The organism is Micromonospora noduli, assembly GCF_003264475.1.
Taxonomy (GTDB): Bacteria; Actinomycetota; Actinomycetes; order Mycobacteriales; family Micromonosporaceae; genus Micromonospora; species Micromonospora noduli.
Genome location: NZ_PYAC01000004.1, coordinates 92,642 through 105,852 on the forward strand (window position 1 = coordinate 92,642; position 13,211 = coordinate 105,852).

Annotated in this window: 11 protein-coding genes; 8 read left to right on the top strand and 3 right to left on the bottom strand. The window is 71.7% G+C overall.

The genetic code is table 11. The features are described from left to right. Positions 1 to 147: 147 nt before the first annotated feature. On the top strand, positions 148 to 2,886 hold the full coding sequence (aceE, locus tag MED15_RS07700) for a pyruvate dehydrogenase (acetyl-transferring), homodimeric type (RefSeq protein WP_112582593.1): 2,739 nt from the start codon (positions 148 to 150) through the stop codon (positions 2,884 to 2,886). A gap of 134 nt (positions 2,887 to 3,020) precedes the next feature. Here the strand turns inward: aceE and MED15_RS07705 are convergent, their stop codons facing one another. Continuing rightward, on the bottom strand, positions 3,021 to 3,467 hold the full coding sequence (locus MED15_RS07705; protein ID WP_112582592.1) for an SRPBCC family protein: 447 nt from the start codon (positions 3,465 to 3,467) through the stop codon (positions 3,021 to 3,023). A gap of 188 nt (positions 3,468 to 3,655) precedes the next feature. On the opposite strand from MED15_RS07705, the gene MED15_RS07710 reads away from it, so the two are divergent. From MED15_RS07710 to gltX, 3 genes are read left to right on the top strand one after another with little or no spacing between them, the layout of a single operon-like run. Continuing rightward, entirely contained in the window at positions 3,656 to 5,005 is a 1,350-nt protein-coding gene (locus tag MED15_RS07710; RefSeq protein ID WP_112601476.1) for a GH1 family beta-glucosidase, read from the top strand. Continuing rightward, a complete protein-coding gene (locus tag MED15_RS07715; protein ID WP_112582590.1) occupies positions 5,002 to 6,279 on the top strand; it encodes an MFS transporter in 1,278 nt (425 codons plus the stop codon). Before MED15_RS07710 ends, MED15_RS07715 begins: the two co-directional genes overlap by 4 nt. Positions 6,280 to 6,330: 51 nt before the next feature. Beyond that, positions 6,331 to 7,740, top strand: coding sequence for a glutamate--tRNA ligase (gltX, locus tag MED15_RS07720; protein ID WP_112731953.1), 1,410 nt, complete (start codon positions 6,331 to 6,333; stop codon positions 7,738 to 7,740). 35 nt (positions 7,741 to 7,775) lie between these two features. Here the strand turns inward: gltX and MED15_RS07725 are convergent, their stop codons facing one another. Beyond that, positions 7,776 to 8,393 carry a copper resistance CopC family protein gene (locus tag MED15_RS07725; RefSeq protein WP_244220409.1) on the bottom strand — a complete coding sequence of 206 codons (618 nt, stop codon included), beginning with the start codon at positions 8,391 to 8,393 and terminating at the stop codon, positions 7,776 to 7,778. A gap of 252 nt (positions 8,394 to 8,645) precedes the next feature. On the opposite strand from MED15_RS07725, the gene MED15_RS07730 reads away from it, so the two are divergent. Further along, entirely contained in the window at positions 8,646 to 9,296 is a 651-nt protein-coding gene (locus MED15_RS07730; protein ID WP_112601478.1) for a hypothetical protein, read from the top strand. 40 nt (positions 9,297 to 9,336) lie between these two features. Here MED15_RS07730 and MED15_RS07735 read toward each other — a convergent pair whose 3' ends face one another. Next, positions 9,337 to 9,666, bottom strand: a complete 330-nt coding sequence (locus MED15_RS07735) for a hypothetical protein (protein ID WP_112724924.1) — start codon at positions 9,664 to 9,666, stop codon at positions 9,337 to 9,339. A 314-nt stretch (positions 9,667 to 9,980) separates the two neighbouring features. On the opposite strand from MED15_RS07735, the gene MED15_RS34535 reads away from it, so the two are divergent. Genes MED15_RS34535 through MED15_RS07750 form a run of 3 tightly spaced genes read left to right on the top strand, consistent with a single transcriptional unit; the run spans position 9,981 to position 13,211 of the window. Continuing rightward, complete coding sequence (locus tag MED15_RS34535) at positions 9,981 to 11,165, top strand: sensor histidine kinase (protein WP_112582585.1); 1,185 nt, start codon at positions 9,981 to 9,983, stop codon at positions 11,163 to 11,165. After that, complete coding sequence (locus tag MED15_RS07745) at positions 11,162 to 11,863, top strand: response regulator (RefSeq protein WP_112735177.1); 702 nt, start codon at positions 11,162 to 11,164, stop codon at positions 11,861 to 11,863. The genes MED15_RS34535 and MED15_RS07745 overlap by 4 nt, the downstream gene beginning before the upstream one ends. 10 nt (positions 11,864 to 11,873) lie before the next feature. Further along, positions 11,874 to 13,211, top strand: coding sequence for a PucR family transcriptional regulator (locus MED15_RS07750; RefSeq protein ID WP_279636242.1), 1,338 nt, complete (start codon positions 11,874 to 11,876; stop codon positions 13,209 to 13,211).

Below are 13,211 nucleotides of genomic sequence, written 5' to 3' on the forward strand. Positions count from 1 at the left end.
CTCAGCTTTCACCCGGCCGTCGCGCTAAGTTACCGGCGAGTACCTGTGTTCAGCATCGCGTCGGGGGGACCTAGACGTGACGAGGGGTGCCACCAGGGGGCAGGATGGCGCTAGAGACCTATCCCACACACAACCGAGGGAACGCCTGTGGCTACGGAACGCAAGCGCCCGGTGATCAGCGACGGCCTACCGAGCCAGCTTCCGGACATCGACCCTGAAGAGACCAGCGAATGGGTCGAGTCGCTTGACGGTGTCATCGACGAACGCGGCGCCAAACGCGCCCGCTACGTCATGCTGCGCCTGCTGGAGCGGGCCCGTGAGCGCCAGGTCGGGGTTCCGCCCCTGACCACCACCGATTACATCAACACCATCCCGTCGGAGCGCGAGCCCTGGTTCCCGGGTGACGAGCACGTCGAGCGGAGGATCCGGGCGTACGTCCGGTGGAACGCCGCCATGCTGGTGCACCGGGCGCAGCGCCCGGAGATCGGCGTCGGCGGGCACATCTCCACCTTCGCCAGCTCGGCGTCGCTCTACGAGGTGGGCTTCAACCACTTCTTCCGGGGCAAGAACCACCCGGGCGGTGGCGACCAGATCTTCTACCAGGGCCACGCCTCCCCCGGCATGTACGCGCGGGCGTTCCTGGAGGGGCGGCTCAGCGAGCACCAGCTCGACGGGTTCCGCCAGGAGCTGTCGCACCCCGGTGGTGGGCTGCCCTCGTACCCGCACCCTCGGCTGATGCCGGACTTCTGGGAGTTCCCCACCGTCTCGATGGGCCTCGGCGGTCTGAACGCGATCTACCAGGCCCGGTTCAACCGGTACCTGCAGCACCGCGGCATCAAGGACACCTCCCAGCAGCACGTCTGGGCGTTCCTCGGCGACGGCGAGATGGACGAGCCGGAGACGCTCGGCGCCATCGGCGTCGCCGCCCGCGAGGAGCTGGACAACCTCACCTTCGTGATCAACTGCAACCTGCAGCGGCTGGACGGCCCGGTCCGGGGCAACGGCAAGGTCATGCAGGAGCTGGAGGCGTTCTTCCGGGGTGCCGGCTGGAACGTGATCAAGGTCGTCTGGGGTCGTGAGTGGGACCCGCTGCTCGCCGCGGACACCGACGGCGCGTTGGTCAACCTGATGAACACCACGACCGACGGCGACTACCAGACCTACAAGGCGGAGTCCGGCGCGTACGTGCGGGAGCACTTCTTCGGCCGTGACACACGGACCCGCAAGATGGTCGAGCCGCTCAGCGACGACGAGATCTGGAACCTCAAGCGGGGTGGGCACGACTACCGCAAGCTCTACGCGGCCTACAAGGCGGCCACCGAGCACACCGGTCAGCCCACCGTCATCCTGGCGAAGACGATCAAGGGCTGGACCCTCGGCTCGCACTTCGAGGGCCGCAACGCGACCCACCAGATGAAGAAGCTGACGCTGGAGGACCTGAAGACCTTCCGCGACCGGCTCTACCTGGACATCCCGGACTCGGCGCTGGAGGACAACCCCTACCTGCCGCCGTACTTCCACCCGGGTGAGAAGTCCGAGGAAATGGCGTACCTCAAGGAGCGGCGCGAGCAGCTCGGCGGGTACCTGCCGTCCCGGCGGACCAGCACGAAGCGGCTGGCCATCCCCGGGCCGGAGCGGTTCGCCGACATCAAGCGCGGCTCCGGCAAGCAGAAGGTGGCCACCACGCAGGCCTTCGTCCGTCTGCTCAAGGACGTGATGAAGGACAAGGAGTTCGGCAAGCGTTGGGTGCCGATCATCCCGGACGAGGCCCGCACCTTTGGTCTCGACTCGATCTTCCCGACCGCGAAGATCTACTCGCCGCACGGCCAGCGCTACACCTCGGTCGACCGGGAGCTGTTCCTGTCGTACAAGGAGTCGACGACCGGGCAGATCCTGCACGAGGGGATCAACGAGGCCGGTTCGGTGGCCTCGTTCACCGCAGCCGGCTCGGCGTACGCCACGCACGACGAGCCGATGATCCCGATGTACATCTTCTACTCGATGTTCGGGTTCCAGCGGACCGCCGACGGGCTGTGGGCCGCGGCCGACCAGATGGCCCGGGGCTTCCTGCTCGGCGCCACCGCGGGTCGGACCACGCTCAACGGTGAGGGCCTTCAGCACGAGGACGGGCACTCGCTGCTGATCGCCGCTACCAACCCGGCCGTGGTGGCGTACGACCCGGCGTTCGCGTACGAGATCGCGCACATCCTGGAGCAGGGTCTGCACCGGATGTACGGGGACGCTCAGGAGAACGTCTTCTACTACCTGACGGTCTACAACGAGCCGACTCTCCAGCCGGCCGAGCCGGCCGACGTGGACGTGGAGGGCCTGCTCAAGGGCATCTACCGCTACTCGCCGGCACCGCAGGTCGACGGCCCGAAGGCCAACCTGCTCGCCTCGGGCACCGGGATGCAGTGGGCGCTCAAGGCCCAGCAGCTCCTCGCCCAGGACTGGGGGGTGGGTGCCGACGTCTGGTCGGTGACCTCCTGGACCGAGCTGCGCCGCGACGCGGTGGAGACCGAGGAGTACAACCTGCTCAACCCGGGTGCCGAGGCGAAGGTTCCGTACATCCAGCAGAAGCTGGCCGAGTCGGACGGGCCGAAGATCGCGGTCAGCGACTTCATGCGCGCGGTACCGGATCTGATCGCCCGCTGGGTACCCGGCGACTACACGTCGCTCGGCACCGACGGTTTCGGCATGTCGGACACCCGGCACGCGCTGCGCCGGCACTTCCACGTCGACGCGGAGTCGATCGTGGTGGCCACGCTGCGGCAGCTCGCCCGCAGCGGCGCGGTGGCGACCACGGTGCCGGCCGAGGCCGCCAAGAAGTACGCGATCGACGACGTCAACGCCGCCCCGGTCGGCGAGACCGGCGGCGACAGCTGATCCAGCACCACTGAGGAGGGCCCGGCGCATCCGCGCCGGGCCCTTTTCGGTGTACGGAGCGGCGGTGGTCCGGGGGCCCTGGCGGGGATCCGGACCACCGCCGTCGCGGGTGACGCCGGGAGGATGGGCGCTCGTCAGCCGACGGCGGCCAGGTCGGTGAGCCGGGCCAGCGAGTCCTCCAGGTCGGCGCCGACCCGACGCAGTCCGAGGCGCAGCAGGGCCGCCTTGACCGGGCCGGCCGGCCAGCGGACCACGATGAGGCGCACGATGGTTCCGCCCTCCTCCTCGTCTCCGGTGAGCTGGACGTAGATTTCGGTGCGCGCCTCCGCACGAGCACCGGCACCCTTGGCCCGCTCCCGCCAGCCGATCAGCGTCGGCTCCTGGTAGGCGATCACCTCGGCCTCATGCGCCGAGCCGCGCCCTGCCTGGACCAGTTGTCGCCGCCCGAAGCCCTCTCCCGAGAGCACTTCGGCCGCGCGGACCCCGGCGAGCCAGGCCGGCAACTGCTCGGCCCGCTGCACGACATCCCAGACCACTTCAATTGGCGCCGCCACGTGCGCACTGCGTTCCACGAGGATCATTTCCGTCTTTCCTCCGGTGAGGACATCCCACGATATCGGCACTCTATGCGCTAAATCGGACTTACCTGGACGGGTTCGGAAAAAGACACGCCGATCAACCATTGCGCATTGCGCCAGGCCGGCCTATGGCGCATTCATCGAGAGCGCCCTAAAGTCCCGAGCACGTTTCACGTTGACCGGGAGGGCGCATGTCAACCGCACCGATGCCCCAGTTCCCCACCGGCTTCCGCTGGGGCGTCTCCACATCGGCCCACCAGATCGAGGGCGCCACCACTGCCGACGGCCGGGCTCCGTCCATCTGGGACACCTTTGCGCGCTCCCCCGGGCGGATCAGCGACGGCAGCAGCGGGGAGGTGGCCTGCGACCACTACCACCGGCACACCGAGGACGTGGCGCTGCTGGCCGGCCTGGGCGTCTCCGCGTACCGGCTCTCCATCGCCTGGCCCCGCATCCAGCCCACCGGCGCCGGCCCGGCCAACCCGGCCGGCCTGGACTTCTACGACCGCCTGGTGGACGAGTTGCTGGCCGCCGGCGTCGACCCGGTGGCCACCCTCTACCACTGGGACCTGCCGCAACCCCTCGAAGACGCCGGCGGCTGGCTGCACCGCGACACCGCCGCCCGGTTCGCCGAGTACGCCGAGAAGACCGCCGCCCGCCTCGGCGACCGGGTCCGGCTCTGGATCACCCTCAACGAGCCGTTCATCCACATGAGCCTCGGCTACGGCATGGGTGTGCACGCCCCCGGCCGGATGCTGCTGTTCGACGCCTTCCCGGTCGCCCACCACCAACTGCTCGGGCACGGGCTCGCGGTCGCCGCGCTGCGGACCCACGCCGCCAGCCCAGTGGCGATCGCCAACAACTACTCGCCGGTGCGGGTGCTCGGCGACCGCGACGCCGACCGGGCCGCCGGGGCGGCGTACGAGGCGCTGCACAACCGGCTCTTCACCGACCCACTGCTCGGCCGTGGCTACCCGGAGCTGCCCGGCTTCGACCCGAGCGTCATCCACCCCGGCGACCTCGACACGATCGCCACGCCGATCGACGTGCTCGGGGTGAACTACTACAACCCCACCGGGGTACGGGCGGCCGAGGAGGGTTCGCCCCTGCCGTTCGACCTCGTGCCGCTGGACGGCTACCCGCGTACCGCCTTCGACTGGCCGGTGGCCCCCGACGGGCTACGCGAACTGCTCGGCTGGCTGCGCGACACGTACGGCGACGCGCTGCCGCCCATCGAGATCACCGAGAGCGGCTGCGCGTACGACGACGCACCCGACGCCGACGGGCAGGTGGCCGACCCGGAGCGGATCGCGTACCTCGACGGGCACCTGCGGGCGGTCCGAGCCGCCATCGACGACGGGGTGGACGTCCGCGGGTACTTCGTCTGGTCGCTGCTGGACAACTGGGAGTGGGCCGAGGGGTTCACCAAGCGCTTCGGTCTGGTGCACGTCGACTACGCCACCCAGACCCGTACGCCGAAGTCGTCGTACACCTGGTTGCGGGACGTGATCGCGGCCAGCCGGCCCGGGTCGGCGCGGTGACCACCCTCGACCCGACGCCGGCGTCGCTGCCGGCGGCGCTCGCCGAGCCGACGGTGCCGGTGCGGCGCGGCTGGATCGGTCTGATCTTCGCGGCCAACCTCGGCGTGTGGATGGCGTTCTTCACTCCCATCCAGGTGCTGCTGCCACAGCAGATCGAGCAGATCGCGCCCGGCGACAAGGAGAACATGCTGGCCGTGGTCACCGGCCTCGGTGCGCTGGCCGCGGTGCTGGCCAACCCCCTGGCGGGCGCGTTCTCCGACCGGACCTGCCTGCGGATCGCCGGCCGCGAGTTCGGTCGTCGGCACGTCTGGACGGCGGGCGGGGCCGTGCTCGGCGCGGCGGCCCTGGTGCTGCTGGCCCAGCAACGGACCATCCTCGGCGTCGCCCTCGGCTGGGTCGCCGCGCAGGTCTGCTTCAACGCGATGCTGGCCAGCCTCACCGCCGCCATCCCGGACCGGGTCCCGGTGCGCCAGCGCGGCGGGGTCTCCGGGTGGGTGGGCATCCCGCAGGCACTCGGGTTGGTGCTCGGCGCGGTGCTGGTCACCGCCGTGGTCACCGGCAACGCCGCCGGCTACCTGGCCATCGCCGTGGCCATCCTGCTGCTGTCGCTGCCGTTCGCGCTGCTCACCCCCGACGAACCGCTGCCGCGTACCCATCGGCCGGCGATCCGGACGCGGGCGCTGCTGGCCTCGATGTGGATCAGCCCTCGCCGACATCCGGATTTCGCCTGGGCCTGGATCACCCGGTTCCTGGTCCAGTTGGGCAACGCCCTGGGCACCCTCTACCTGCTGTACTTCCTCAGCGACGGGGTGCGCCACCCCGACCCCGAGGGCGGGCTGCTGGTGCTGATCCTGCTCTACACGCTCGGAATGATGCTGACCGCTGTGGTCGCCGGCCGGCTGTCCGACCGTTCCGGCCGCCGCAAGATCTACGTGATCGTCTCCGGGTTGATCATGGCGGTGGCGGCGCTGCTGCTCGCTGTCGCGCCGGTCTGGCCGATGGCGATCGTCGCCGCGCTGCTGCTCGGCGCTGGCTACGGCGTCTACCTCTCGGTCGACGCCGCGTTGATCACCCAGGTGCTGCCCCGGGCCACCGACCGCGCCAAGGACCTTGGCGTCATCAACATCGCCAACTCGGCGCCGCAGGTGCTCGGTCCGGCGCTCTCCGCCCCGCTCGTGGTGTACCTGGGCGGCTATCCCACGCTCTACGCGGTCACCGCCGTGGTCACCCTGCTCGGCAGCGCGCTGGTCGTCAAGATCCGCTCGGTGCCGTGAGCCAGGGGGCGGTGGCGGAAAGCAGTCGCGTACCGCCGTAGGCTGGGGGACGTGACAGTACGTGTGCGCTTCGCCCCTTCCCCGACCGGTATGTTCCACGTCGGCGGTGCCCGCTCGGCGCTGCAGAACTGGATCTACGCCAAGCAGCAGGGCGGCGTGTTCGTGCTGCGCATCGAGGACACCGACGCGGCGCGCAACAAGCCCGAGTGGACCGAGGGCATCCTCTCCGCGCTGGACTGGATCGGCATCTCCCGGGGCAGCTACGAGGGCCCGTACTTCCAGTCGGCGAACGCCGGCGAGCACCGGGCCGCCGCCGCGCGCCTGTACGAGTCGGGCCGCGCCTACTACTGCGACTGCACCCGTGAGGACCTGCAGGCCCGCACCGGCTCGCAGTACCAGGGCTACGACGGCTACCACCGCGACCGTGGCCTCGGCCCCGGCCCGGGGAACGCCCTGCGGTTCCGTACGCCCGACGAGGGCGCGACAGTGGTGGTCGACCTGATCCGTGGTGAGCCCACCTTCGAGAACAAGCTCATCGAGGACTTCGTCATCGCCCGGGGCGACGGCTCGCCGGTCTTCCTGCTGGCCAACGTCGTCGACGACATGACCATGGGGATCACCCACGTGATCCGGGCCGAGGAGCACCTGCCCAACACCCCCAAGCAGCAACTGCTCTGGGAAGCCCTCGGGGTCAAGCCGCCGATCTGGGCGCACGTGCCGGTGGTGGTCAACGAGAAGCGGCAGAAGCTCTCCAAGCGCCGGGACAAGGTCGCCCTGGAGGCGTACCGCGACGAGGGTTACCTCGCCGGCGCGATGCGCAACTACCTCATGCTGCTCGGCTGGGCCCCCTCCGGCGACCGGGAGATCGTTCCCTGGTCGGTCATCGAGGACGAGTTCCGGCTGGACGAGGTCAACCTCTCCTCGGCCTTCTTCGACGAGAAGAAGCTGCGCGCCTTCAACGGCGAGTACATTCGCGCGCTGCCGGTGGCCGAGTTCATCGACGCCTGCCAGCCGTGGCTGACCGGCACCGGGACCATCGCGCCGCCGCCGTGGCAGCCGGAGGAGTTCGACGCCGACGCGTTCGCCGCCGTGGCGCCGCTGGCCCAGACGCGGATCGCGGTGCTCAGCGAGATCGTGCCGAACGTCGACTTCCTCTTCCTGGCCTCGCCGCTGATCGACGAGGCCGCCTGGACCAAGACGATGAAGGACGGTTCCGCCGAGCTGCTGGACGACGCCGTCGCCGCGTTCGAGGCGCTGGAGTCCTGGGACGCCGAGTCGTTGAAGTCGACGCTGGAGGCGGTCGGCGCCGAGCGGGGCCTCAAGCTCGGCAAGACGCAGGCGCCGGTGCGGGTCGCGGTCACCGGCCGCACCGTTGGTCTGCCGCTGTTCGAGTCGCTGGAGGTGCTCGGTCGCGAGCGCACCCTGACCCGGATGCGCGCCGCCCGCCTGCGCCTGGTCTGACGAAGCACAACAGTTTGATCAGTGCGCTCCGCTGATCACTGCGCTCCGCGTCGGCGGCGGAACACGAGGCCGGCTCCGAGTGCGGCGAGCAGCAACAGGCCGCCGAGCGCCCAGATCCACCAGCGGCTGCCGGAGTCGGACCGCTCCGACGCCGCCGGCACGGTGGAGGCCGTCGAGCTGCCGGGGGTCGCCGAGGCGGGCCCGGCGGAGGGTGCGCCGACGGCCGACGCGCCAGCCGAGGGCGCGCCGGCCGGGCTGGTGCTGGCGGCGGCCGACGGCGAGGCGGACGGGTCTGCCGCGGTGCCGGTGGTGAGGGTGAACCGCACCTCGCCCTTCACCGGGTGCCCGTCGGACGACGCGAGCTGGTAGCCGACGATGTAGAGCCCGGCGGCGGCCGGCTTGAACGGCACCCGCACCCGACTGCCGTCGAAGGCGGGAGTCCCGCCAGCGACCACATTGTCCGGTCCGGTTATTGTGATCTTCGTCGTAGTCGGCGACGGCGTGGCGAGGAACCGCAGCTCGACGCGGGCGGGTGCCGTCGCCACGCGGGCGCCGTCGCGCGGGTTGCTGCCGGTCAGTTGGTTGTGGGCGGCGGCCGGAGTCGCCGGCACCAGAAACGACACACCGAACGCCACGCCGAGCACCACTGGCATGACCCGCACCGTACGTGTAACCCTGCCCCCCATGAACCCCTCCGTAAGGGTACGATCCGCCCGCTGATCAAACGGCTCCTCATTAGTCGAGCAGAGATCGCAGATAGTTCCAATTACTGTTCCGAAAGCTGCAACTCATCGACGTTCTGCGGAGTCTGTAGGAGTGGACGCGACCATCCGGTCGATGCCGCACCGGCAGATCGGTCCAGACGTCACGACGAAGCCATCCATCGAACGGGGCGAGGAGGCGGGATGGTCCGACACATGAGGCGGTTGGTCGCCGTGTTGGCGGGCACGCTGGCGGTGGCACTGCTGTCGCTTGGCACCGCCGGCTCGGCCTCGGCGGCGCCGAAGCCGGCACCCGCCGGAGTGGACATCACCGGCACGGGGCTGTCCGAGCCGCTGCGGTTGCACGCGGACAAGGAGCCCGCCCTCGTGGGCGCGGTCATCGACCAGGTCAACTTCCTCGCTCGCACCGGCATGCCGACCGGTCCGAAGGCAGCCAACCTCGGTCCGAAATACACTGTCGTGGTGCTCGCCGGCGAGACGCCGAAGCAGACCTACGACCTGTATCCCAAGGCTGTCGGTGGCCCCCGCGTCTACCGGCCGGCGAAGCAGCCGGACGGCCGCAAGTCCAGCGCCGGCTGGTTCCTGGGTCGGCTCAGCATGTCCGAGACCCTGCGCACCGCCGGTGTGCCGTTGGAGCGGCAGTTCGACACGGTCAGTGGCGGCGCGGGCGGCGGCGAGCGCGTGCTCCCGGAGGACACTCTCGACCCCGCGAAGGACCTCGACGAGGCGATCGGCGACCTGCAACACCTGCTGCTGCTCAACGTCGGCGTGATGCTGACCATCACGGTCGGCCTCGCCGGGATCGCCCTGCTGATCCGCCGGCGCACGCGCTGACCCGACGCACTCGCTCAGGCGGCGGGTGCGTCGGCGGTGCTCAGCACCAGCGGCGCGGTGGGCGCTCCCGGCGGGTGGCCCGCGGCCGCGGTCGGACCGCGCCGTGCCGGTGCGCCCCGGCCCAGCCGGGAAGTTCGCTGAGGCAACCAGCGGGAACGTCCGAGTCGGGCTCGGCGAGCCCGGCGGGCTCGGCGGAGCGCTGACGCGGCAGCACCGGCTCGTCATCGACGCGCCCGTGCAGTGGCTCCACCGGGTGCGATGATGCGCCGCCGACCGGCCGGCGGTGCTTGCCAGCCGCCTGCGGGTCGTGGTGCCCCGGCCGGCAGGGCTCGCCCTGGGCGCAGCCGTGCTCGGCCTCCCCGTGCGCCATCCCCGGTCTCCTCACGCTCGCCTCACCCTCGGGTGCTCTCCCCGAGGTGCCCTGTCACCGTACTGGCCGGGACTGACGGGCCGCGCGCAGCGTACCCGGGGTCCGGACCGGCCGATCCTCGGAGACGCCGCCGGGCGCGGGGGCCGGTTACGCAGTTCACAGCTTCTTTTCGTGCCGTTCGCCCAACGCGTCACGGCCAAGGACCGTACTGGCGGTCGGTAAGGGCCCGCGTACCCCTTTCGGCGCATGGCGGTGCGGTCGAGGTCCTCCCCCGGTGGGAGTTCGGCGGGCGACGACTGTGGTGGGATCGGGGCATGCGTGCGCCACCGTGGCTCGACTCCGGCACCCTCGGCCGCGACCTCGTGCTGGCCGGCGCGTCGCTGGCCGGTGGTCTGGTGCTGCACGCCCTGGGGTGGCAACCGCAGGTCCGTCCGGACGGGAACGTGCCGTCGGCGTTGTTTCTGCCGCCGCTGGTGGCGGTCTGCGTCGCCGTCGGCCTACGGCGGGTCGCTCCACGCGCCAGCCTGGCCGTGGGGACCGGAGCGCTGGTGGTCGACACGGCGCTGGGCAGTTCGCTGGGCACGGTCCTGGTCTACACGCAGGTGCTCTACGACGCCTGCGTGTACGGCCCGCCCCGGCTGTGGCGGTGGTTGCTGCGGATCACCGTGGCGCTGAGCCTGGTCGGAGTGGTCGTCGGCGTGCTCGCGTACGGCCAGTGGCGCGGGGCGGCGCTCGGGGTGCTGGTGGTGCTCGCCGGGCTGCTGCCGGTCCTGACCGGCATCAGTGTGCGGCAGTACCGCGACCAGGCTGCCGCCGAGCGGGCGCGGGCCGAGCAGACCGCCCGGCTGGTCGAGTTGGACCGTCGGCAGGCGGTCAGCGCCGAACGGGCCAGGATGGCCCGGGAACTGCACGACGTGGTCGCGAACCACCTCAGCGCGGTGGCCATCCACGCCACCGCCGTGCTCTCCGTGCCCGGGTTGGACAGCGGTCAGGTGGAGTCGGCGTTGCGGGTGATCCGGGAGAGCAGCGTGCAGGGCCTCGCCGAGATGCGTCAGATGATCGAGGTGCTGCGCGAGCCCGGGACCAACGCCGACCCGGCCACGCCGGAGGTGGTCACCGCGCGGCTGGCCGAGGCGGACGGACTGGTCGACCGGGCCCGGGCGGCCGGCCTCGCGGTGCGGGTCCGGACCGATGGCACGCCGGGCGCGTTGCCGGTGGGGGTGGACCTCGCCGCGTACCGGATCGTGCAGGAGTCGCTGACGAACGCGCTCAAGCACGGTACGGGTGAGGCGGAGCTGACGATCGCGTACCGGCCGGCCGAGGTGGTGTTGACGGTGGAGAACCCGGTGCGCCGGGGCGGGGCCGGGCTGCCGGGCGCCGGGGCCGGGCTGATCGGTATGCGGGAGCGGGCCACGCTGCTGGCCGGCCGGTTCACCGCAGGGCCGCACGACGGCCGCTGGCAGGTGCGGGCGGCCCTGCCCACCGGGGAGGTCGGGTGACCGGGCCGGCGCGGCCGCCGGACACCGCTGGCCCGGCGACGGTACGGGTGGTGCTCGCCGACGACCAGCCGGCGGTACGGGCCGGACTGGCCCTGATCCTGAACAGCTCAGCGGGCATCGAGGTGGTCGGCGAGGCGGCCGACGGCCACGCCGCGGTGCGCCTGTGCCGGGAGCTGCGCCCCGACGTGGCGGTGCTGGATGTGCGGATGCCGCACCGGGACGGGATCTCCGCGACCCGGGCGATCGTCGGCGACGGGCTCGCCGACGTGCTGGTGCTCACCACCTTCGACCTGGACGAGTACGTCTTCGGGGCGTTGCGGGCCGGCGCGGCCGGGTTCCTGCTCAAGGACACCGACGCCGACGGCCTGGTCAGCGCCGTGCGGACGGTGGCGCGGGGCGACGGGTTCATCGCGCCCACTGTGACCCGCCGGTTGATCACCGCGTTCGCGGCCACCGCGCCGGGCGCGTCGGCGGACGCCCGGGCGGCGCTGGGCACCCTCACCCCGCGTGAGCGTGACGTGCTGGCCTGCCTCGGGTTGGGCCTGTCCAACCAGCAGATCGCCGATCGACTGGTGCTCGCGGAGAGCACCACCAAGACCCATGTGAGCCGGATCCTGGCGAAGCTGGACCTGCGCAGCCGGGTGCAGGCCGCGATCCTGGCCCAGGAGGTGGGCCTGCCCGCTCCCCCGCAGCCGTGAGACGGGCCGGCTGGGCGCCGGCAGCGGTCGGCGGACCGGTGCCGGCGTGGTTGGCCTGCTCACGACGTGTCAGGCTAGGGCGGTGAGCACGCCGGGCGGTGGGGAGCTGTCGGCCACGCTGCGCCGGATCGAACGATCGGCGGGGGCGTTGGCCACCTCCAGCGTGGCCCGGATGGATGAGACGCTGCCCTGGTTCCGGGCGCTGCCGGCCGACCAGCGTTCCTGGGTGATGCTGGTGGCCCAGGCGGGCGCGAGCTCGCTGGTGCAGTGGCTGCGCGAGGGCGGCGGCACGGCGGACAGCACCCAGGAGGTGTCGGACGAGGTCTTCGCCGCCGCCCCGCAGGCGCTGGCCCGGTCGATCACCCTCCAGCAGACCGTGGCGTTGATCAAGGTGACGATCGACGTGGTCGAGGAGCAGGTGTCGCACCTGGCCGCCGAGGGTGAGGAGCAGCAGCTACGCGAGGCGGTGCTGCGCTTCTCCCGGGAGATCGCGTTCTCCGCCGCCCGGGTGTACGCGCGGGCCGCCGAGTCGCGCGGCGCCTGGGACGCCCGGTTGCAGGCGCTGCTGGTCGACGCGCTGTTGCGCGGTGACTCGCCGGACGTCCTGGCCAGTCGGGCCGCCGCGCTCGGCTGGGCGGACGCACCGCCGGTGGCGGTGGCTGTCGGTCGGTCGCCCGGCGGCGAGGTCTCCGCGGTGCTGCACGTGGTCTACCGCCAGGCCCGGCGGATCGGTGTGGAGGTGATCGGCGGCGTCCACGGCGACCGGCTGGTGATCGTGCTGGGCGGCGCACCTGACCCGCTGACCGCCACCGCGAAGCTCCTGAGCGCGTTCGGGGACGGCCCGGTGGTGGTCGGTCCCGCCGTACCGAGCCTCGACGAGGCGACCGAGTCGGCGCGGGCCGCGCTGTCCGGCTTTCGCGCCGCACCGGCCTGGCCGAGCGCGCCGCGGCCGGTGCCGGCCGCGGACCTGCTGCCGGAGCGGGCCCTCGCCGGCGACGCGGAGGCCCGTCGGCGGCTGCGTCACGATGTGTACGCGACGCTGGTGCGCGCCGGTGGAGAACTGCTGGCGACCCTGGACGCCTTCCTGGCCGCAGGTGGCACGCTGGAGAGCGCGGCCCGGGCACTGTTCGTGCACCCGAACACGGTGCGCTACCGGTTGCGCCGGATCGCCGAGGTGACCGGGTTCTCGCCACTGTCGCCGCGCGACGCGTTCGCCCTTCAGGTCGCGCTGACAGTGGGTCGGTTGGATCCGGTCGCCCCGCTGGCCTCGCCGGTCCCGACTCAGACAATGACCCCGGCTACCCGGAAATCCGCCCAAACCGAGGATGATCCCCGCCGATCTTTGTAG